Raw genomic sequence first — 19,138 nt, forward strand, 5'->3', positions numbered from 1 at the left:
ATGGCCTGGTTCAAACGAGCACATCCCGAAGATATCGAGTTCATGTCCGAGGTCAGCGCCGCGACCATGGAAACCTCGCCACGAACCGGTCACTCTCTGTTGTTGCTGACGGCGTTGTTTTTTATTTGTGCTTTCTGGTGGGCCAGCCAGACCGAACTGGATGAAGTCACCCGTGGTGAAGGCAAGGTGATTCCATCGAGTAAGATCCAGGTAATTCAGAATCTGGAAGGCGGAATCTTGTCCGAGGTGCTGGTCAATGAGGGGCAACTCGTTGACAAGGGCGATGTACTGCTGAAAATCGATGATACCCGCTTCTCTTCCTCATTCCAGGAAACCAAGCTTAAATACTGGGAGCTCAGAGCCCGTGCCGCCAGGCTAAGGGCTGAAGCCGAGGGGAAAACATTCGAGCTGCCTGAAGATCTCATTGAAGAGCGGCCGAAGCTTGCCACTGCTGAACGTAGCCTTTACGAGACCCGCCAGCGGGAAATGCAGAGTAATATTGATGTGCTCGAACAGCAGGCACGTCAGCGTCAGCAGGAACTGGCTGAAAATCAGGCCAAGCTGAATAAACTGCGTACCAGTTACGAACTCAGTAATGAAGAACTGAAAATGTCGGAGCCGCTGGTGTCGGTGGGCGTGATCTCGGAAGTAGAAGTGCTGAGGCTTAAACGCACGGTCAATGATATTCGCGGTGAGATGGAAACCACGCGACTGTCGATACCTCGGATTCGTTCCAGTTTGTCGGAAGTGCGGCAGAAAATTGAAGATGTGAAAGCGCGGTTTCAATCGGAGGCGGCCTCACAGCTGAGTGAGGTGCAGGCAGAGCTGGATCGCACAGAGACCACGATTACCTCTGCTGAAGATCGGGTCAGCCGTACCCAGGTGCGAGCGCCGGTCCGGGGTAAAGTCAACCGCTTGATGATTAATACGGTAGGCGGGGTGATACAGCCCGGTGAGGACATTGTGGAAATCGTCCCGGTTGATGACAGTCTGCTGATAGAGGCCCAGATCCGGCCTTCGGACATTGCTTTCCTGCGTCCCGGTCAGGATGCCATGATAAAATTCACCGCTTATGATTTCTCCATATACGGCGGTCTGCCGGCTACTTTGGAGAGAATCAGTGCTGACACCATTACCAATGAAGAAGACGAAAGTTTCTATCTGATTTATTTGCGTACCAAAAAGAACTATATTGATAGCAGTAAGGGCGAGCTGGAGATTATTCCGGGTATGACCACCACGGTTGATATTCTGACCGGCAAGAAAACAGTGCTGGATTACCTGCTCAAGCCGATATTGAAAGCTAAAAACGAAGCGCTCAGAGAGCGGTGATGGACGGAATCATCTAGATGAGAGAAATGACAATGACAGCGGCAACCCTGCTCGTGGCGGTTCCGGAGCATCAACAGGCCGATGCAATCAAACGGGCCTTGCCGGATATCTATGCGGTGTCTGCATACAAGGACCTAGCTTCACTGCAGTCTGTCGCGGTAGAGGGAAAACCGCAGCTTATTTTATGCCATCAGTGTTTTTTCGAGGCAGACAACAACAATCTGCTGTCGGAACTGGCGCGTCAATGTCCCGACAGCCGCATTATGATTCTGGGTCCGCCACGACCGATGACCATACAAATCGCTGCGCTAAAACAGGGGGCACGCGGTTATTTTAATGAAGAACTGCCACTGGATAAACTGCACACCGCGCTACAGCTGATATTGCATGGTGAAGTCTGGGTGGAGCGTCACGTGATCTCGGGACTGATAGATGAACTGACTCAACATCCCGAGATCAGCGAGCAACAGCAGCAGGCACTGGAAACCTTGTCTCCCAAAGAGATGGAGGTGGCCAAACTGGTCAGTCACGGTGCTACCAACAAGATGATTGCCCGGCAAATGGATATCACCGAACGCACAGTCAAAGCGCACCTGACGACGATATTTCAGAAGATGCAGCTGCCCGACCGCTTATCGCTGGCCATTTTCTTTCGTGATCTGAGATAGATAAGCCATTGCAGGCCGGCTGGTATTGTAATAAAGTTGCCGACAGCGCAATAAAAACAATTTTGGAAGTTTGATTTGTGATGCCTGAGGGGCCGCCGAAAGCATCACAAGAATAAAAAAAATAGGACAAGCACATATGAAACCTTTAGCTATCGTCATCCCCTTGTGGATCTCCATGGGCATTGCCAATGCAGATACACTGCAGGAAGCCGTGGATGCCACTGTTAAAACCAACCCAGACGTTCTCGCGGCCACCCATGAACGTCAAGCCGTCTCTAAAGAAGTTGACCAGGCCCGTGCCGGTTATTATCCAACTCTGGATTTAGCCGTCGGCACCGGCTGGGAAATGACCGATAATCCCAGCACCCGGGGCTCCGGCCGGGGTGAAGTTCACCTTAATCGTGATGAAGCCAGTCTGAATATGCGCCAGATGCTGTTTGACGGCCTGGAAACCAAAAACGAAGTGGCCCGTCAGGAAGCCAGAACCAACTCGCGTTCTTTCGGCGTTTACAGCTCAGCCGAAAATACCGCGCTGGATGCCGTACTGGCTTACCACAATGTCTTGCGTCAGCAGAAACTGGTAGAACTGGCGCAAACCAACCTTGAAGCGCATGAGCGCACACATGATCAAATCATGCTACGTGCCGAGCGCGGTGTCGGTCGTAAAGCGGATATGGAACAAAGCCTGGGTCGTCTTGCACTGGCTGAAGCCAATCTGAAAGCAGAACAGGCTAACCTGCGAGATGCCGAGACAGCCTATATTCGCGTCGTTGGCATGAGCCCTGAATCACTGAGTCTGCCTGACTCACCAATCAGCCAGATTCCGCAAAGCCAGGATGAAGCCATTGCGATGGCGCTTGAGAACCATCCCACGCTGCGTCTGGCCAGCTATGATGTCGAGTCTGCCAAGGCACAGCATGCCACTGCCAAAGCCCCGTTCTATCCGGATTTGCATCTGGAAGTCGGCACCCGTGCTGATCATGATATCGATGGCATAGAAGGCAAGGATAAAGACATCACGGCGATGCTGCGTCTGCGCTACAACCTGTTCAATGGTGGTCGTGATACCGCCCGTCGTGAAGAAACCGCGTCCCTGATCAACCAGGCAGCGGAAATCCGCAATAATACCCATCGCCAGGTTGAAGAAAGCGTGCGCCTGTCATGGAACGCTTGGCAAACGCTGAAAAGCCAGAAACCGGCACGTGAGCAACACGTGCAGTCAAGTGAAAAAGCCCGTGATGCTTATCAGCAGCAATTCAGCCTGGGTCAGCGCACGTTGCTTGACTTGCTGGACTCTGAAAATGAAGTTTTCAGAGCGCGTACTGCCTTAGTCAATACTCAGTATGACGAACTGTATGCGATGTACCGTATTCTCAACAGCATGGGTGTACTGCTGCAAAGCCTTGAGGTAGAACTGCCTGAGGCTGCTGCGACTATTGCATCGAATGAATAAACCCGGTTGATTTTACCGGTAGCAAAAGCCACGGCTGAAATGCCGTGGCTTTTTTGTAAGTGAGACAACAAAATTCAGGTAGCCAGTTTTTCTGGTTTGCAAACGTTCGTGCTATCATACGGAGCCCAATTAGCGGGATATTAAAGAGAGTTCATGAGTAATCAGTCATCATTTAGCTACGAAGAATTATTGCAGTGTGGACATGGAGAGATGTTCGGTCCCGGCAATGCCCAGTTACCTGTTCCCAATATGTTAATGATGGATCGCATTACTCATATCGCTAACACCGGTGGTGCCTATGGCAAAGGGGAAATTATTGCGGAGCTGGATATTCATCCAGATCTGTGGTTTTTCGATTGCCATTTCCCCGGCGATCCAGTGATGCCGGGCTGTCTCGGTCTGGATGCCATGTGGCAGCTGGTTGGCTTCTTCCTCGCCTGGGACGGCAATCCGGGCCGGGGCCGTGCTTTGGGTTCGGGTGAAGTCAAGTTCACCGGACAGGTGCTGCCGACGGCAAAAAAGGTCACTTACCGCATCGACCTCAAGCGCGTGATCGCACGTAAACTGGTGCTGGCCATTGCCGACGGCACGGTATCTGTCGACGGGCGCGAAATCTACGTGGCCAAAGATTTACGGGTTGGCCTGTTTACCTCTACCGACGATTTTTAGGATTTATCGATGAGACGTGTTGTTGTTACAGGTTTGGGTATTACCTCCTGTCTGGGGCTTGATGTGGCAGCAGTGACAGAATCACTGCGACAGGGGCGCTCCGGTATCCGTTTCAAGCAGGATTATGCCGATATGGGCTTTCGCAGCCATGTTGCCGGTACCATTGATATCGACTTCAAAGAATACATTGATCGCAAAACGCTGCGCTTCATGGGAGATGCCGCTGCTTACAGTTATATTTCCATGCAGCAGGCGATTGAAGATGCCAATCTCACTGATGAACAAGTCTCCAACGTTCGCACTGGTCTGATTATGGGCTCAGGCGGCGCTTCTTCTGCCAATCAGGTAGAAGCAGCTGATATCCTGCGTAATAAAGGCCTCAAGCGTATTGGTCCCTACCGGGTGACACAGGTGATGGGCAGTACCACCTCAGCCTGTCTGGCGACGCCATTTAAGATCAAGGGCGTGAACTACTCCATGTCCTCTGCCTGCGCTACCAGTGCCCATTGTATCGGTACCGCGATGGAACAAATCCAGTTAGGTAAACAAGACATCGTCTTCGCCGGTGGTGGTGAAGAAGAACATTGGTCGATGAGTTCACTGTTCGATGCGATGGGCGCTTTGTCGACCAAATATAATGACACGCCGGAAAAAGCCTCACGCGCCTATGATGCCGCTCGAGACGGCTTTGTGATTGCCGGTGGCGGCGGTGTTATCGTGCTGGAAGAGTACGAACATGCCAAAGCCCGTGGCGCCAAGATTTATGCTGAACTGACCGGCTATGGTGCGACCTCGGATGGCCACGATATGGTGGCGCCATCGGGTGAAGGCGCCGAACGTTGCATGCAATTGGCGATGTCGACCAGCCGTGGCGAAGTGCAATATATCAATGCTCACGGTACTTCGACGCCGGTAGGCGACCTGGCCGAGCTGGGTGCCATTAAAAACACCTTCGGTGATGCTATCCCCCATGTAGGCTCAACCAAGTCGCTGTCAGGCCATTCTCTGGGCGCTGCGGGTGTTCAGGAAGCAATTTACAGTCTGCTGATGCTGGAGAATGATTTTCTGGCAGCATCGGCCAATATTGAAAACCTGGATCCGGAAGCGGAAGGCATGCCGATTGTGCAGCAGCGTATTGACAATCCCGGCCTTACCACAGTGATGTCCAACAGCTTCGGTTTTGGTGGCACCAATGCCTGTCTGGTGTTTGAAAAGCTGGATGGCTGATAAGCGCTGAGATGCCTTATCAGCAGTTTGAAAAGCCAGCCGCACGGTAATACGTCGGCTGGCTTTTTTGATTATTGCAGATCGTCGTCAGTGACCGGACCACGTTTGCCTGCGATAGCTTCCTGTATCAGGCTGATAAGCTGTTTTTTCTTGTCGGGGTCATCAAGGTAATGAGAACTGAAAGTAATGCCGAACTTGTCCGCGTATTGCTTCACCAGCATCACCAGAATGGCTTCGTCTTCCACGATTTACTCCAGGTTAAATGTAATCAGACATTATAACGTTTCATTTCTAGAACTATGAAATTACACTACCAAGAAAGCGGCGAAGGCCGGCCGCTGCTGATTATTCACGGTCTGTTTGGCTCGGCAGATAACTGGCGCAGCATGGCGAAATATTTTGCCCGGTTTTACCGGGTGATCAGTGTTGATCTCAGGAATCATGGCCGTTCACCCCATAGTGATGAGCAGGATTTTATGCTGATGGCACAGGATATCGAAAGCCTGTGCCGGGAGTTGTCTCTGAATAAAGTCCATGTTCTGGGACATTCGCTGGGCGGTAAAGTCGCGATGCAGTTCGCTGCCTTGCAGCCACAGTGGCTCGATAAACTGGTGGTGGTCGATATTTCACCGCGGCAGTATTTCAGCGAACACACGCCTTTAATGGATGCGATGATGGCGCTGGATTTAGACCAGTACAACAGCCGCAAACAAGTTGACGAGGCTTTGGCTCATGATATTAAAGACCCGGGTGTACGCCAGTTTCTGCTGATGAACCTGCAAAGCAGCGATGCTGGACTCTACTGGCGCATCAACCTGCCGGGGCTTAAGGCGAACTACCGCAACTTGATGGCGCCGGTCTGCGAGCAGCAGATTCTCAGCATGCCCAGCCTGTTTGTTTACGGCGCCTTGTCTGAGTATGTCACCGAGGATGACCGGCAACTGATACAGCAGCATTTCACTGCCGCCGCGTTCAGCGCCATTGATAAAGCCGGCCACTGGGTACATGCTGAAAAGCCGCAGCGCTTTAAACAAGTCGTCGAGGAGTTTTTACGCAATGATTGAGCCGAGGTTACTGGAAGAACTGATTGCATTTCGCCGTGAGCGTGACTGGGAACAGTTCCATAATCCCAAGGATATTGCGATTTCCCTGTCGATTGAAGCGGCGGAACTGCTGGAGTGGTTTCAGTGGCGTCAGCCCGATGAAGTCAGGCAAATGCTGGATTCTGATAAACGTGAACATCTGGAAGATGAAATTGCCGATGTTGCGGTTTACCTCAGCTACCTTTGCCACGATCTGGGTATCGACTTGAACCAGGTGGTGAAAAGCAAAATGGCGAAAAATGCCGCCAAGTACCCCAAGGAGCGGGTCAGGGGCCGCGCCGATAAATACAACGAATATTCATAATTCACAGCCACAATGCTAGGATTTGGCATTTAGCCAGGCGGGCCGCTCCGCCCTGAAGGACAAAAACCCATGAGTGCAATTGTTTTCCTGATTCAATGCCCCGACCGTAAAGGACTGGTGGCGGGTATTACCGGCTTTTTTGCTGAGCGTGAGTTCAATATTCTGCATTGCCAGCAATACACTGATGTCGAGAACGGCCAGTATTTTATGCGGATCCGGCTGGAAGACGAGGGGCAATTACCGCACCAGCAACTGGAGCAGCAGTTCAACGCCTTTGCTGAGAACATGAACCTGACCTGGTCAGTGCGCTACAGCGATAAGCCTTATCGTGTCGCGCTGATGGTCACCCGTGCTTCCCACTGTGCCTATGACCTGCTGCTGCGCGAACTGGAAGGCGAGCTCAAGTGTGATATCCCGCTGATTATCGGCAATCACGCTGATCTGGAATATATGGCAACGCAGTTCGACAAGCCTTTTTATCATCTGCCTATCACCAAAGACACCAAGGCCGAGCAGGAGGCCGCCATCAAAAAGCTGCTGGCCGAATTCGATATTGATCTGGTGGTGATGGCCCGCTACATGCAGATTCTGTCAGAGCCGTTTATTGAAGAATTTTCCGGGCGGGTGATTAATATTCACCACGGATTTTTACCGGCTTTCCAGGGCGCCAAACCCTATCATCAGGCTTATGAACGCGGCGTTAAAATCATTGGCGCGACGGCCCATTACGCGACTGCTGAACTGGACGAAGGCCCGATTATAGAACAGGATGTTGAGCGGGTCATGCACGATAACAGCCCCGATGATCTGGTGATGATCGGCAAGGATATCGAGAGACGGGTGCTGACCCGGGCAGTGCGGGCGCATATTGAGCACCGCATCATTATGAGCGGTCGCCGTACTATCGTTTTTTCGGAAGGCGCGTGATCAAAGTATCAGCGCTGGGTTTTCTATCCGCAGATCTTGCTGATTTCACAGAAAAATAAATCTAAGAACAAGCTGAATTATCAGCTGTAGAGGAGCAACAATGAGCGTACCTCCTGTTATTATGATTACTGGTGCTACATCGGGCTTTGGTGAAGCCAGCGCCCGTTTGTTTGCCGACAAAGGCTGGCGCCTGATTATCACTGGTCGCCGTCAGCAGCGACTCGAGCAGCTACAACAGGAATTGGGCGGTGCTGAAAAAGTCCACACCTGCTGTTTCGATATCAGTGACCGGCAGGCCGTGGAACAGGCCTTTGTGGATCTGCCAGAAAGTTTCAGTCAGATTGATGTATTGCTGAATAATGCTGGTCTGGCTTTAGGACTGGAACCGGCGCATCAGACCAGCCTCGATGACTGGGAAAAGATGGTTGATACCAATATCAAAGGCCTGTTGTACTGTACCCGCACTGTGTTGCCACGCATGGTCGAGCGCAAGGCCGGTTATATCATCAATATTGGCTCGGTGGCGGGTAACTGGCCTTATCCCGGTGGCAATGTCTATTGCGGCAGCAAAGCCTTTGTCCGCCAGTTTTCTCTGGCCGTGCGTGCTGATTTGCTGGGCACCAATGTGCGGGTGAGTAATATTGAGCCGGGCAATGCAGAAACCGAGTTTTCCATGGTGCGCTTCAAGGATGATCAAAGCCGTGCCGATAAGGTTTATCAAGGCACGATTGCGCTGACTGCCGGTGATGTCGCCGATACTGTCTGGTGGCTAGTCAATACACCGCCGCATGTGAATGTCACCACACTGGAATTAATGCCCACTCAGGAAGCCAACGGTCCGATGGCTTTTCACCGCGAATAAAAAAACCGCGCCTTGGCGCGGTTTTTTTAATCTTCTTGATGCTATTCAAAACATCCAGGTGCCGGGATTAGGCGGTGCCTGTTGCTGATCCAGGTATTTCATACCTTTGACGCAGCGAATCACAACCCAGACCACCCAGAAAAACAGAATGAACCAGCCGATAAAGGCGGTCGTCAGGAACGCCCCGACCACGATGTAAAGCAGGCCAATCCAGAAGGTACGGATCTGGTACTGGTAATGACTTTGTAACCAGGCCGGTGCATCGCTTTTGTGGACATAAGCCACGACCACGCCAATGATACCCAGAAACTGAATGATGATATTGGCCAGAAACAACAGGTATACGATCTTGGCCGTGTTCTGACTATTCTGCGCGTTATCCGACATGAGTTCCTATCCTTGAATGAGACCAGCCCTTAATCTAGCAAATTTTTGTGTGGATGTAACTGACAGGGGCTGGCCAATCCCAGCCCCTGTCGACAGCTTATTAACCACCAAAGTCAAAACGCACACCGGCAATGACGGCACGGCCGATAATTGGTGCTTCATCTTTGAGGAAGCTCTGGTGACGGCGACCGTCTTCATTAAGCAGGTTACGGCCCTGAATGTAGAAAGCCCCGCCTTTAAGACTGGCTGGCTGCCAGCTGGCGTCCAGTGAGACCAGGTTAAAGCCGCTGGTGTCATTTTCAAACTCGGCGGTTTTGCTTTGCTTGAACACATGACGGTAATCCATGCTCAGGCTGAAGTCGCGGTAGCCGGTATCAAAACCAAAGCCCACACGTGCCGGGCTGATGCGTGGCAGATTACCGCCATCATCAAGTTTGGCCCGCACGTAATCACCGGAGACGCGCAGTGTTAATGGCACCTGGCCTTCAATCACATCCCAGGCTGCAGTCAGCTCGGCACCGTAGAAACGGGCATCATCCTGACGGTTAAACACCAGTGTGTCACCTTCAATCATCACCGGGCTGCCCGTACCATCATCGACTGAAGCCAGATAGATAAAGTCCTGCACATGGTTATAGAACAGCGTGGCATCAAAGCGGAAAGCCCCACTATGGCGATCCAGGCCGATTTCCAGGTTGGTATAAGTCTCTTCATCCAGACTGGAATCACCGATTTCTACCGTACCTGAAGCCGCATGGCTGCCAAAGGCATAAAGCTGTTCCGGCGAAGGCGCACGCTCTGAACGGGTGATCGCCAGACGCAGGTGATGCTTGTCATCCAAGTCAATAATGGAGCCGGCAGACAAGCTGAACGGGGTGAAGCTGCGATCGCCGAGATCGGCTTCCTGATGCAGTTCATCACCGCTTGGCAGATCAATATGGCGTTCTTCAGCTAAAGTGCTGGGATCGGAACGGACATGATCAACACGCGCGGCAAACTCCAGACGACCGAAGTCAGTCAGACGTTCTTCCAGCACAAACAGGCCCAAAGAGCGGGTGTCATTATCACGGACATAAAATCCTTCAGCACCGTGATCGTGGCCGCCATGACCATGACCGCCATGTCCGTGTCCCTCGCCAACGGCGGAAAAGTCACGATCATTAAACTGCAGGCCCACAACCCCTTGCCACAAACCAATCGGGTTATGAACCAGCTCCAGACGGGCATCGGTTTCATCATTATCGAATTCGAGTTCGACTTCGCTTTCTTCAAGTTCACCATCGTGGAAAGCGTAACCCACTTCCTGCTGGCTGAAGTTGGTATGAGACAGCTTCAGACGAGCAGTGCGAAAGCCGGGCAGGGGATCATTGAACTCACTACGGAAATCAACGCGATCGAAGTCGGCACGGATGCGTTCCTGTTCTTCTTCACCTTCAGCCAGAAAGACTTCAGGAATGCCGTAATTGGTGCGCCAGCGGCTGTAGCCCAGACCGGCATGGCCCCAGTCACCCTTAAATAAACCGGTCACTGAGAAAGAGTCAACATCGGTGTTACTGTTTTGCAGCGTATCCTTGTCACCCACGGTCTGACCGCGTTGCTGGAAACCATCTATATCAAAGTCATGGCTGCGTCTCAGACCGTAGTCGGTGCGCAGCACAAAATTATCACTGACCGGTAATTCCAGGCCGATATTACCCTGACGCTCATCACCGTTATAGCCATAACCCAGCTGGCCATGGACTCGCGGCGCGTCACCGAATTCAGGGTTGAAACGGCCACTTTTAACATTGATCACACCACCGGCAGCACCACTACCATAGAGCAGGGTTGCCGGGCCACGGAAGACTTCAATCTGATCGGCACGGGATGGATCAATAGCGACAGTATGGTCACTGCCCTCACCGGATACGTCAGCCGTTTTCAGGCCATCTTCCAATACCTGGACGCGTGAACCCTGCAGACCACGGACAACGGGACGACCCACGCCCGGACCAAAGTCAGAGTTGGCGACACCGGGCAGACCATCCAGGGTTTCACCCAGGGTACCGGCACGTTTTTGATCCAGTTTTTGATCAGCCAGCACGCTGACCGGGAAGATCAATTCATCGGGACTGCGTGCGCCCAATGGGTCGGCTGTGACGGTGAGACTGGGGATTTCGACCGAATCTGAAGCATTTTCGGCGGCGAATAAAGCACTGGTGGGTAATGCTGACAATAAGGCACTGACCAACAGCACAGTTTGTTTTTTCTGAAACATGTTCTTTCCTCAACTGATATGTCTGTCTGTTTTGCAGGCCGGGCGGTCAACATGCCATCGCTGACATTAAGTCAGCCTACAAAGACGGCTGATACAGGCTGCAGCGGCTTGTAAAACAGCAGACACATCGCCGATGTAAACGAGCACCGGCGATCTTTTATATAAAAATGGATTGAAAGGTTCAGGAAAGAACAGGGGGGGCGCGAATCGCGTGTTGCTCGCGCGGCAGTACAGGCAAAGCAAAGGTATAGAGCGGCGTTTGGTCAACGCTGTACTCGCTTTGCAGGCTGATAGCCAGTTCCGGGAGAATATCCACCGCTGGCAGGTGATTGATCGCATTGAGGCGTTCACACTGTGCTTCGGCGGCGTGGAAGGCGTGTTCGGCATCATGCCAGACAGCAAACGACTGCAACAGCAACACGATTGCTGCCAGTGCATAAAACCATTGTCGTTTGAGAGGGATGTTGAACACGGGTGATTACTTGACCAGGAGTTGGGACAGCAGAGTCTCATAAATTTCAGACAAGCTGTCAAGATCGGCAACAGAAACGCATTCATTAATCTGATGAATGGTGGCATTAAGCGGCCCCAGTTCAATCACCTGGGTGCCGGTGGGCGCAATAAAACGGCCATCTGATGTGCCACCCGAGGTCGACAGTGTGGTGTTGTAGCCGGTGACCTCATGAATGGCTGTCTGCACGGCTTCCAGCAACTCACCACTGGCGGTGCGGAACGGTCTGCCCGACAGCGACCATTGCAGATCATAGTTAAGTCCATGCTTATCCAGCACCGCTTCCACCCGGCTTTGTAACGCCTCATGGGTGACTTCAGTGGAATAACGGAAGTTGAATACCATCTCGGTGGTGCCGGGAATAACATTGGTCGCGCCGGTGCCTGAATTGAGGTTGGAGACCTGGAAGCTGGTGGGCGGAAAGTCTTCATTACCCTGATCCCATTCAATCTCAGTCAGCTCCGTCAAAGCCGGTGCCAGCAGATGAACCGGGTTTTCCGCCAGGTGCGGATAGGCAATATGACCCTGTTTGCCCTTGACTGTCAGCGTGCCATTCAGCGAGCCGCGGCGGCCGTTTTTAACGATATCGCCGACTTTATCAGTGCTGGACGGTTCACCGACCAGACACCAGTCAATGTTCTCACCCCGGCTCTGCAGGGTCTCAATCACTTTTACGGTACCGTTAACAGCCGGGCCTTCCTCATCACTGGTGATTAAAAAGGCAATGCTACCTTCATGCTCGGGGTGCTTAGCGACGAAACGCTCACAGGCCGTGACCATGGCGGCAATACTGCCTTTCATATCGGCAGCGCCGCGGCCGTAGATCATGCCATCAACGATTCTGGCTTCGAAAGGCGGGTAGGACCATTGATCTTCAGGACCGGTGGGCACAACATCGGTATGACCGGCAAAGGCAATCACCGGCCCCTTGTTGCCGCGGCGCAGCCACAGGTTATCAACCTCGTCAAAGCACATATGCTCGGCTTTAAAACCCAGTGGTGCCAAACGATCCGAGAGCATGATCTGACAGTCCTTATCATCGGGTGTCACGCTGTCGCGGCGTATCAGTTCTTGTGTCAGGTCAATCGTGTCCGACATTAAAGCCCCAGTTTTTCTGCAAATTCAGTGTCTTTAAACCCCACAAAACAAGCCTTGTCTGTTTCAACAACTGGCCGTTTGATCAGGGTCGGGTGTTCCAGCATTAAGTCCACCGCAGTGGCCTGGTCGAGCGAATCTTTGCGCGGGTCTTCCAGCTTGCGCCAGGTGGTACCGCGTTTATTCAGCAGGGTTTCCCAATCCACCGACTGCAACCACTGTTCAATGGTCTTTTTGTCCAGACCATCCTGGCGCAAATCATGGAATTGGTAATCGACCTCATGAGCGTCCAGCCAGCGGCGGGCTTTTTTGACCGTGTCGCAGTTTTTAATGCCAAAAACAATCATGGCTTGTTTCCTGTTTATCTCAGGCCAGATGACCTCAGGTAAGGAGAGAATAACTGTCCGCAGATGCCGCCGATGTTCGCAGATAACTCATAGGCTCTTCCGCGATCATCGACGAAATCTGTGGATGCAATATTAAATATCGCGCAGCAGTTCGTTGATGCCCACTTTACCGCGGGTTTTCTCATCAACCTGTTTGACGATCACCGCGCAGTAGAGGCTGTAGCTGCCGTCTTTGGATGGCAGATTACCAGAAACGACTACCGAACCGGCAGGAACACGGCCATATGTGACTTCACCGGTCATGCGGTTGAAGATCTTGGTGCTTTGACCAATGTAAACGCCCATTGAAATAACCGAACCTTCTTCGACCACCACGCCTTCTACGATTTCAGAGCGGGCGCCGATAAAGCAGTTGTCTTCAATAATGGTAGGGCCGGCTTGCAGCGGTTCCAGAACGCCGCCGATACCCACGCCGCCTGACAGGTGAACATTTTTACCGATTTGCGCGCAGCTACCGACAGTGGCCCAGGTGTCCACCATGGTGCCGGAATCAACAAAGGCACCGATGTTAACGTATGAGGGCATCAGCACGACGCCTGGTGCGATGTGAGAACCGCGACGTACGGCTGCAGGCGGCACAACACGAACGCCGGCTTTGGCAAAATCGGCTTCAGTGAAGTCAGCGAACTTGGGCTCAACTTTATCGAAGTACTGGGTTTCGCCACCGGCCATCGGGTGGTTGTCGTTAAGACGGAAAGACAGCAGCACGGCTTTTTTCAGCCACTGGTTGACCACCCAGTCACCACCTTGTTTCTCGGCAACACGGGCGCTGCCATCGTCCAGCATCGCCAGCGCTTCGTTGACCGCGTTGCGGACTTCGCTGTCAGCGTTGGCCGGATTGATATCGGCGCGGCGCTCAAAGGCTTCTTCGATAATAGCTTTAATATCGCTCATCAGGTTCTCCATAAACTTATTTTAAATTTTCAATCAGGCTGCGAATGCGCTTCGCAGCTTCAATACATTCATCCAGCGGTGCCACCAGGGCCATACGCACCCGGTTGGCGCCAGGGTTGCCTTCTGCCGTATCCCGGCCCAGGTAACTGCCCGGTAAAACCGTCACATTCTGTTGTTCAAACAGCTGTCTGGCAAATTCGGTGTCAGCAATCGGCGTTTGTGCCCACAAGTAAAAGCTGGCTTCGGGCATCGTGACATTCATGACCGGTGACAGGATCTCCAGCACCGCTTTGAATTTTTCCCGGTACAAATCGCGGTTATGGGTGACATGGGCTTCATCACTCCAGGCGCTGATAGAGGCAGCCTGGGTTGCCGGTGGCATCGAACAGCCGTGATAGGTCCGGTAGCGCAGGAATTGTTTGATAATGCCGGCATCGCCAGCCACGAAACCACTGCGCAGGCCCGGCGCATTGGAGCGCTTGGACAGACTGTGGAACACCATGCAGCGGCTCAAGTCGGTGTAACCGGCAGCATGAGCAGCTTCAAGCAGACCGACTGGTGGCTGGTCTTCATCCTGATAGATTTCCGAGTAGCACTCATCAGCCGCAATCACGAAATCGTATTGGTGGGCCAGTTCGATCAGCTTGGTTAAGGTCTGCTGATCAATCACTGCGCCGGTCGGGTTGCCCGGGCTGCAGAGATAAATCAACTGGCAACGCTGCCAGGTCGCTTCGCTGACAGCATCGAAGTCAGGAATAAAATCCTTGTCCGCATGGCAGTTCAGATAAATCGGCTCAGCACCGGCCAGGATCGCTGCCCCTTCATAGATTTGATAGAAGGGATTGGGCATCAGCACGGCGGGATCGCTGTTGCGATCGATGACCGCCTGTGCAAAAGCAAACAGGGCTTCGCGGGTGCCGTTGACCGGTAATACCTGGGTCATGGCATTGATATGGCCGTCCAGTTTGAAGCGCTGATCCAGCCAGGTCGCAATCGCATGACGCAGTTCATTAGTACCGGCTGTGGTCGGATAACTCGACAAGCCGTGCAGATGGGTAATCACCGCTTCGGTGATAAAGCCTGGAGTCGGGTGTTTGGGTTCACCAATCGACAGGGCAATATGCGGCAAATCCTCAGGTGGCTGACAGCCCTGCTTGAGCTGTGCCAGCTTTTCAAAGGGATAAGGGTGAAGTTTTGCCAGTTCCGGATTCATAGTTACCAGGATGAATGAAAAATCAGGCCATTATAACGTTTTGCACGCCGCTCGTGTTATAAGGTCTGCCCATGATGATGACGAATAACAAAGAATACTCCCTCGCGGTCAGCGCCATTTTGTTCTCAGCAGCCATGTGGGGCCTGATCTGGTATCCAATGCGACTGTTGGAACAGGCGGGCATGCCGGTGGTCTGGACCACGCTGGCGGCTTATCTTGCCGCGGCGGTGGTTGCCAGTGTGCAACTCTGGTGGATGCGTCAGCGCATTCAAGGTATCTGGCCGCCGACATTGTGGGCGCTGGCACTGGCGGCGGGGCTGACCAACCTGTCATTCCTGGTAGCCCTGATCGAAGGTGAAGTGGTGCGGGTGATGTTGCTGTTTTACCTGTCACCTTTGTGGTCGGTGTTACTGGGCCACTGGTGGCTGGGCGAGAAGATTTCCCCGTTATCAATGCTGTTGATCCTGATCGCCATGTCAGGCACCTTCATGATGCTCTGGCATCCGGAAGTCGGTTTTCCCTGGCCGCATGGGCTGGCTGACTGGCTGGCCCTGTTTGCCAGTTTTATGTTTTCGGTGAATAACGTATTAAGTCGAAAGCTGGCTGCGGTGCCGATGGAAATCAAAACCACCGTGGTTTACTGGGGCGTGGTGATGGTGGCGCTGGCAGTATTGCTATTGCAGCAGTCAACGCTGCCAGAGGTTTCCCTGAATCTGTGGTTACTGGTCGGTGTATTTGGTGGGCTTTGTTTTATTGCGATGACCGTGACCGTGCTTTATGGTTTGGCCCGGCTGGCGGTGTTCCGCGCTGCGATTTTAATGCTGTTTGAACTGCTGGTCGCTGCGGTGTCTGCCTGGATATTGACTGATGAGCGCATGACTTCGATGGAATGGGCTGGTGGTGCCCTTATCTTTGTCGCCGCTTACGGCATGGCCAGACTGGGCAAAGGTGTCTGAACTTGGGGTAAGCAGCCGGGCGCGTTAAAATAGTGAGTGTTGGTTCTGCGGCGCTTCGCCGTGGTGTTTTTTGCTGTACTACACAGGTTTTTAGCATGATTAAATCCATTGCACACGCCAGTTTTCTGGTTGAGGACGTTCCCCGCTCACTGAAATTCTATTGCGATGTGCTGCAAATGCCGCTCAATCCCAATCGGCCCGACTTTGCCTTTGACGGTGCCTGGCTGGATATTGGCGATGATCAGATGATTCACCTGATGCAGTTGCCCAACCCGGATTCCAACCAAGGTCGTCCCGCTCACGGTGGTCGTGATCGTCATGTCGCGCTGGTCGTAGAAGATCTGGAAGCCCTGGCTGAAAGACTGGAACAGGCCGGGATTGAATTTTCACGCAGTAAATCAGGCCGGGCCGCTTTTTTCTGCCGCGATCCGGATGGCAATGCGCTGGAGTTTGCCGAGGATTTCACCCCGCCACCGCTGACAAAATAAACAGTTAGTGTATTGATCAGTGACTTACAGAGTTACTCACATTTTCTGTGGATAACTCTGTGGTTAACTGCTGTGGACAACGCTAAGTCATTATTCTGTAACAGCCTGCCCGCTGATGGTTAAATTCTCACCATTAGAAAATTACCATTAAGAAACAAAGACTTATCACTGTTTCTGCGAGATTCAATAACTTAGCGGCGATAGTTATCATCAGTTTGTAACATCGTCGCTAACTGGTGATAACTTTGCTTGCAAATACCTTTTAGCGGGCCAGTACCGGCTGCTGCAGATCGTCGAGCATCGGATTATCGGCTTCCGACGGTGCCTGCCGCTGCTGTTCCAGATCGGCAAAGTTAAACAGGTCGCTGTCGGCCAGTTGTGATGGCGCCACATTCTGAATACTGCGGAAGATATTTTCCAGTCTACCCGGTGTTTCCCGCTCCCAGGTCTGCAGCATTTCTTTGATTTTCTGGCGTTGCAGATTTTCCTGCGAACCACAGAGGTTGCAAGGGATAATCGGGAACTGCATAGCCTCGGCATACTCGGCAATATCGGCCTCGCGGGCATAAGCCAGCGGCCGGATCACTATATTGCTTTTATCATCACTGAGCAGCTTGGGCGGCATCGCCTTGATTTTACTGCCGTAGAACATATTCAGAAACAGCGTTTCGATAATATCGTCACGGTGATGGCCCAGCGCTATTTTGGTAATGCCGTTTTCACGGGCATAGCCGTAAAGTGAGCCTCGGCGCAGCCGTGAGCAGATACCGCAAGTGGTTTTGCCTTCGGGGACGACTTCCTTAACGATGCTGTAGGTGTCTTTTTCGATGATGTGATAGGGCACATCGATAGAAGACAGATACTCGGGCAAGACATGCTCGGGAAAGCCCGGCTGTTTCTGATCCAGGTTGACCGCGATCAGCTCGAAATTAATCGGCGCGTGATCGCGCAGATTGAGCAGAATGTCGAGCATGGTGTAACTATCCTTGCCACCGGACAGGCAGACCATGACCTTATCGCCATCTTCAATCATGTTGTAATCCGCAATAGCCTGACCGACGTTACGGCGCAGACGTTTACGCAGCTTGTTAAATTCGCGTTGTTGTTTGGCTAGAGTGTGTTCTGTCATACCAGACCTGCAAAAGGTTGAACGGTAACGATAGTGCCAGCTTCGATACCGTTGCAGTGTTCATCAATTAATATAAAGCAGTTGGCCACGCTCATTGAGCGCAAAATCCCCGAGCCCTGCTGCCCGGTGGTTTGCACCTTAAGCTGACCCTTGTCATCTTCAAACAGGATACCGCGCTGAAATTCGAAACGTCCCGGACGCTTGCGGATCTTGCTGGCGGTTTCAACCTGCATCAATGGCAGTGGGTGATCGTTTTCACCGGCCATTTTTTTCAGTGCCGGTTGCACAAACTGGTAGAAGGTCACCATCACCGATACCGGATTGCCCGGCAGGCCGAAGAACAGGGCATTGTTCACCTGACCGAAAGCCAGAGGCCGGCCCGGTTTCATGGCGATTTTCCAGAAATTGACCTGACCCAGTTCGGCCAGGATTTCCTTGACGTAATCAGCATCACCCACTGACACGCCGCCGGAGGTAATGACCACATCCGCTTCCTCGGCAGCCTGCCGCAGTGCCTGTTTCAGGGCCACTCTTTCATCGGGCACCACACCCATATCCAGCACGTCGGCATCCAGACGTTTGAGCATGCCGTACAGCGTATAACGATTGCTGTCATAAATCTGACCGGCTTTCAGCGGCTCGCCGATGGAACGCAGTTCATCACCTGTCGAGAAAAAGGCCACCCGCAGCCGGCGTTTCACCCTGATTTCTCCGATGCCCAGCGAGGCAATCAGGCCCATATCAGCCGGTGTAATACGATGTCCGGCTGGCAATACGCTATCACCCTGCTGGATGTCCTCACCGGCCATACGTACGTTCTGCCCCGGGTTTTGCTGGCCATGCACGGTGATGCTGTCACCTTCTGCCTCGACCTGTTCCTGCATGACTACGGTGTCGCATTCTTCTGGCACCATGGCGCCGGTCATAATACGCACACATTCATTCACGCCAACCTTGCCATTAAAGGGTTGGCCGGCATAGGCCGTACCCACCATTTTCAGCGTGAAAGGCTGCTCTTGAATGGCTTTGCCGTGAATGGCATAACCATCCATGGCGGAGTTGTTGTGCGGTGGCACCTGCAAAGGCGAGATGATGGGCGCGTGCAGCACCTGACCCAGCGCTTCACGCAGGGCCAGTTTCTGCCAACTGCTGACTGGTTTCAGCAGTTGCTCAATCTGGGCACGCGCCTGGTCTACACTGAGACTTTGCTGATCCTGCGGATCGGCACAACTGGGATCGGGGATAAATTCGGCCAT

Annotated in this window: 21 protein-coding genes; 11 read left to right on the forward strand and 10 right to left on the reverse strand. The window is 52.7% G+C overall.

Annotated elements, in window-relative coordinates; all coding sequences use genetic code 11:
- The 5 genes from Q0X64_RS10910 (at window position 1) to fabB (ending at window position 5,349) form a co-directional block, all read left to right on the forward strand.
- Window positions 1-1,332: an HlyD family type I secretion periplasmic adaptor subunit gene (locus Q0X64_RS10910; protein ID WP_297812731.1), complete on the forward strand. Its 1,332-nt coding sequence runs from the start codon at window positions 1-3 to the stop codon at window positions 1,330-1,332.
- 17 nt (window positions 1,333-1,349) lie between these two features.
- Window positions 1,350-2,000, forward strand: a complete 651-nt coding sequence (locus Q0X64_RS10915) for a response regulator transcription factor (RefSeq protein WP_297812734.1) — start codon at window positions 1,350-1,352, stop codon at window positions 1,998-2,000.
- 136 nt (window positions 2,001-2,136) lie between these two features.
- Complete coding sequence (locus Q0X64_RS10920; RefSeq protein WP_297812736.1) at window positions 2,137-3,453, forward strand: TolC family outer membrane protein; 1,317 nt, start codon at window positions 2,137-2,139, stop codon at window positions 3,451-3,453.
- Window positions 3,454-3,606: 153 nt separating this feature from the next.
- On the forward strand, window positions 3,607-4,122 hold the full coding sequence (fabA, locus tag Q0X64_RS10925) for a 3-hydroxyacyl-[acyl-carrier-protein] dehydratase FabA (protein ID WP_297812739.1): 516 nt from the start codon (window positions 3,607-3,609) through the stop codon (window positions 4,120-4,122).
- Window positions 4,123-4,131: 9 nt separating this feature from the next.
- Window positions 4,132-5,349 carry a beta-ketoacyl-ACP synthase I gene (gene fabB, locus Q0X64_RS10930; protein WP_297812742.1) on the forward strand — a complete coding sequence of 406 codons (1,218 nt, stop codon included), beginning with the start codon at window positions 4,132-4,134 and terminating at the stop codon, window positions 5,347-5,349.
- A 71-nt stretch (window positions 5,350-5,420) separates the two neighbouring features.
- Here fabB and Q0X64_RS10935 read toward each other — a convergent pair whose 3' ends face one another.
- Entirely contained in the window at window positions 5,421-5,594 is a 174-nt protein-coding gene (locus Q0X64_RS10935; protein WP_297812745.1) for a hypothetical protein, read from the reverse strand.
- 54 nt (window positions 5,595-5,648) lie between these two features.
- On the opposite strand from Q0X64_RS10935, the gene Q0X64_RS10940 reads away from it, so the two are divergent.
- The 4 genes from Q0X64_RS10940 (at window position 5,649) to Q0X64_RS10955 (ending at window position 8,545) form a co-directional block, all read left to right on the forward strand.
- A complete protein-coding gene (locus Q0X64_RS10940) occupies window positions 5,649-6,413 on the forward strand; it encodes an alpha/beta fold hydrolase (RefSeq protein ID WP_297812748.1) in 765 nt (254 codons plus the stop codon).
- Complete coding sequence (locus tag Q0X64_RS10945) at window positions 6,406-6,756, forward strand: nucleotide pyrophosphohydrolase (RefSeq protein WP_297812751.1); 351 nt, start codon at window positions 6,406-6,408, stop codon at window positions 6,754-6,756. Before Q0X64_RS10940 ends, Q0X64_RS10945 begins: the two co-directional genes overlap by 8 nt.
- A gap of 69 nt (window positions 6,757-6,825) precedes the next feature.
- The gene (gene purU, locus Q0X64_RS10950) at window positions 6,826-7,683 is read left to right on the forward strand and encodes a formyltetrahydrofolate deformylase (protein ID WP_297812754.1); all 858 of its coding nucleotides are present in this window, start codon (window positions 6,826-6,828) and stop codon (window positions 7,681-7,683) included.
- Window positions 7,684-7,783: 100 nt separating this feature from the next.
- Window positions 7,784-8,545 (forward strand): SDR family NAD(P)-dependent oxidoreductase, encoded by a 762-nt coding sequence (locus Q0X64_RS10955; protein ID WP_297812758.1) that lies wholly within the window; start codon window positions 7,784-7,786, stop codon window positions 8,543-8,545.
- 45 nt (window positions 8,546-8,590) lie between these two features.
- Here the strand turns inward: Q0X64_RS10955 and Q0X64_RS10960 are convergent, their stop codons facing one another.
- The 7 genes from Q0X64_RS10960 to dapC form a co-directional block, all read right to left on the reverse strand.
- Complete coding sequence (locus tag Q0X64_RS10960) at window positions 8,591-8,932, reverse strand: hypothetical protein (protein ID WP_297812761.1); 342 nt, start codon at window positions 8,930-8,932, stop codon at window positions 8,591-8,593.
- 100 nt (window positions 8,933-9,032) lie between these two features.
- Window positions 9,033-11,189 carry a TonB-dependent receptor gene (locus tag Q0X64_RS10965; protein ID WP_297812764.1) on the reverse strand — a complete coding sequence of 719 codons (2,157 nt, stop codon included), beginning with the start codon at window positions 11,187-11,189 and terminating at the stop codon, window positions 9,033-9,035.
- 181 nt (window positions 11,190-11,370) lie between these two features.
- Entirely contained in the window at window positions 11,371-11,661 is a 291-nt protein-coding gene (locus tag Q0X64_RS10970; protein ID WP_297812767.1) for a hypothetical protein, read from the reverse strand.
- A gap of 6 nt (window positions 11,662-11,667) precedes the next feature.
- Window positions 11,668-12,798: a succinyl-diaminopimelate desuccinylase gene (gene dapE / locus Q0X64_RS10975; protein WP_297812770.1), complete on the reverse strand. Its 1,131-nt coding sequence runs from the start codon at window positions 12,796-12,798 to the stop codon at window positions 11,668-11,670.
- Window positions 12,798-13,142: an ArsC family reductase gene (locus Q0X64_RS10980; protein ID WP_297812773.1), complete on the reverse strand. Its 345-nt coding sequence runs from the start codon at window positions 13,140-13,142 to the stop codon at window positions 12,798-12,800. The genes dapE and Q0X64_RS10980 overlap by 1 nt, the downstream gene beginning before the upstream one ends.
- Window positions 13,143-13,274: 132 nt before the next feature.
- A complete protein-coding gene (dapD, locus tag Q0X64_RS10985) occupies window positions 13,275-14,096 on the reverse strand; it encodes a 2,3,4,5-tetrahydropyridine-2,6-dicarboxylate N-succinyltransferase (protein ID WP_297812776.1) in 822 nt (273 codons plus the stop codon).
- 16 nt (window positions 14,097-14,112) lie between these two features.
- A complete protein-coding gene (dapC, locus tag Q0X64_RS10990; RefSeq protein ID WP_297812779.1) occupies window positions 14,113-15,309 on the reverse strand; it encodes a succinyldiaminopimelate transaminase in 1,197 nt (398 codons plus the stop codon).
- Between the two features lie 71 nt (window positions 15,310-15,380).
- Here dapC and Q0X64_RS10995 point away from each other — a divergent pair, with 71 nt between their 5' ends.
- Window positions 15,381-16,265: a DMT family transporter gene (locus Q0X64_RS10995; RefSeq protein ID WP_297812781.1), complete on the forward strand. Its 885-nt coding sequence runs from the start codon at window positions 15,381-15,383 to the stop codon at window positions 16,263-16,265.
- A gap of 95 nt (window positions 16,266-16,360) precedes the next feature.
- On the forward strand, window positions 16,361-16,753 hold the full coding sequence (locus Q0X64_RS11000; RefSeq protein ID WP_297812784.1) for a VOC family protein: 393 nt from the start codon (window positions 16,361-16,363) through the stop codon (window positions 16,751-16,753).
- Between the two features lie 262 nt (window positions 16,754-17,015).
- On the opposite strand, the gene ttcA is transcribed toward Q0X64_RS11000, so the two are convergent.
- Complete coding sequence (ttcA, locus tag Q0X64_RS11005) at window positions 17,016-17,882, reverse strand: tRNA 2-thiocytidine(32) synthetase TtcA (protein WP_297812786.1); 867 nt, start codon at window positions 17,880-17,882, stop codon at window positions 17,016-17,018.
- Complete coding sequence (locus Q0X64_RS11010; protein ID WP_297812789.1) at window positions 17,879-19,138, reverse strand: bifunctional molybdopterin-guanine dinucleotide biosynthesis adaptor protein MobB/molybdopterin molybdotransferase MoeA; 1,260 nt, start codon at window positions 19,136-19,138, stop codon at window positions 17,879-17,881. Before Q0X64_RS11010 ends, ttcA begins: the two co-directional genes overlap by 4 nt.

The sequence above is a fragment of the uncultured Methylophaga sp. genome, from assembly GCF_947259025.1.
In the GTDB taxonomy this organism is placed as follows: domain Bacteria; phylum Pseudomonadota; class Gammaproteobacteria; order Nitrosococcales; family Methylophagaceae; genus Methylophaga.

Bases quoted from the DNA above. Each gene is read 5' to 3' on its own strand.
- Q0X64_RS10910 (WP_297812731.1), top strand. From the start codon at position 1: ATGGCCTGGTTCAAACGAGCACATCCCGAAGATATCGAGTTCATGTCC.
- Q0X64_RS10915 (WP_297812734.1), top strand. From the start codon at position 1,350: ATGAGAGAAATGACAATGACAGCGGCAACCCTGCTCGTGGCGGTTCCG.
- Q0X64_RS10920 (WP_297812736.1), top strand. From the start codon at position 2,137: ATGAAACCTTTAGCTATCGTCATCCCCTTGTGGATCTCCATGGGCATT.
- fabA (WP_297812739.1), top strand. From the start codon at position 3,607: ATGAGTAATCAGTCATCATTTAGCTACGAAGAATTATTGCAGTGTGGA.
- fabB (WP_297812742.1), top strand. From the start codon at position 4,132: ATGAGACGTGTTGTTGTTACAGGTTTGGGTATTACCTCCTGTCTGGGG.
- Q0X64_RS10940 (WP_297812748.1), top strand. From the start codon at position 5,649: ATGAAATTACACTACCAAGAAAGCGGCGAAGGCCGGCCGCTGCTGATT.
- Q0X64_RS10945 (WP_297812751.1), top strand. From the start codon at position 6,406: ATGATTGAGCCGAGGTTACTGGAAGAACTGATTGCATTTCGCCGTGAG.
- purU (WP_297812754.1), top strand. From the start codon at position 6,826: ATGAGTGCAATTGTTTTCCTGATTCAATGCCCCGACCGTAAAGGACTG.
- Q0X64_RS10955 (WP_297812758.1), top strand. From the start codon at position 7,784: ATGAGCGTACCTCCTGTTATTATGATTACTGGTGCTACATCGGGCTTT.
- Q0X64_RS10960 (WP_297812761.1), bottom strand. From the start codon at position 8,932: ATGTCGGATAACGCGCAGAATAGTCAGAACACGGCCAAGATCGTATAC.
- Q0X64_RS10965 (WP_297812764.1), bottom strand. From the start codon at position 11,189: ATGTTTCAGAAAAAACAAACTGTGCTGTTGGTCAGTGCCTTATTGTCA.
- dapE (WP_297812770.1), bottom strand. From the start codon at position 12,798: ATGTCGGACACGATTGACCTGACACAAGAACTGATACGCCGCGACAGC.
- Q0X64_RS10980 (WP_297812773.1), bottom strand. From the start codon at position 13,142: ATGATTGTTTTTGGCATTAAAAACTGCGACACGGTCAAAAAAGCCCGC.
- dapD (WP_297812776.1), bottom strand. From the start codon at position 14,096: ATGAGCGATATTAAAGCTATTATCGAAGAAGCCTTTGAGCGCCGCGCC.
- dapC (WP_297812779.1), bottom strand. From the start codon at position 15,309: ATGAATCCGGAACTGGCAAAACTTCACCCTTATCCCTTTGAAAAGCTG.
- Q0X64_RS10995 (WP_297812781.1), top strand. From the start codon at position 15,381: ATGATGATGACGAATAACAAAGAATACTCCCTCGCGGTCAGCGCCATT.
- Q0X64_RS11000 (WP_297812784.1), top strand. From the start codon at position 16,361: ATGATTAAATCCATTGCACACGCCAGTTTTCTGGTTGAGGACGTTCCC.
- ttcA (WP_297812786.1), bottom strand. From the start codon at position 17,882: ATGACAGAACACACTCTAGCCAAACAACAACGCGAATTTAACAAGCTG.
- Q0X64_RS11010 (WP_297812789.1), bottom strand. From the start codon at position 19,138: ATGGCCGAATTTATCCCCGATCCCAGTTGTGCCGATCCGCAGGATCAG.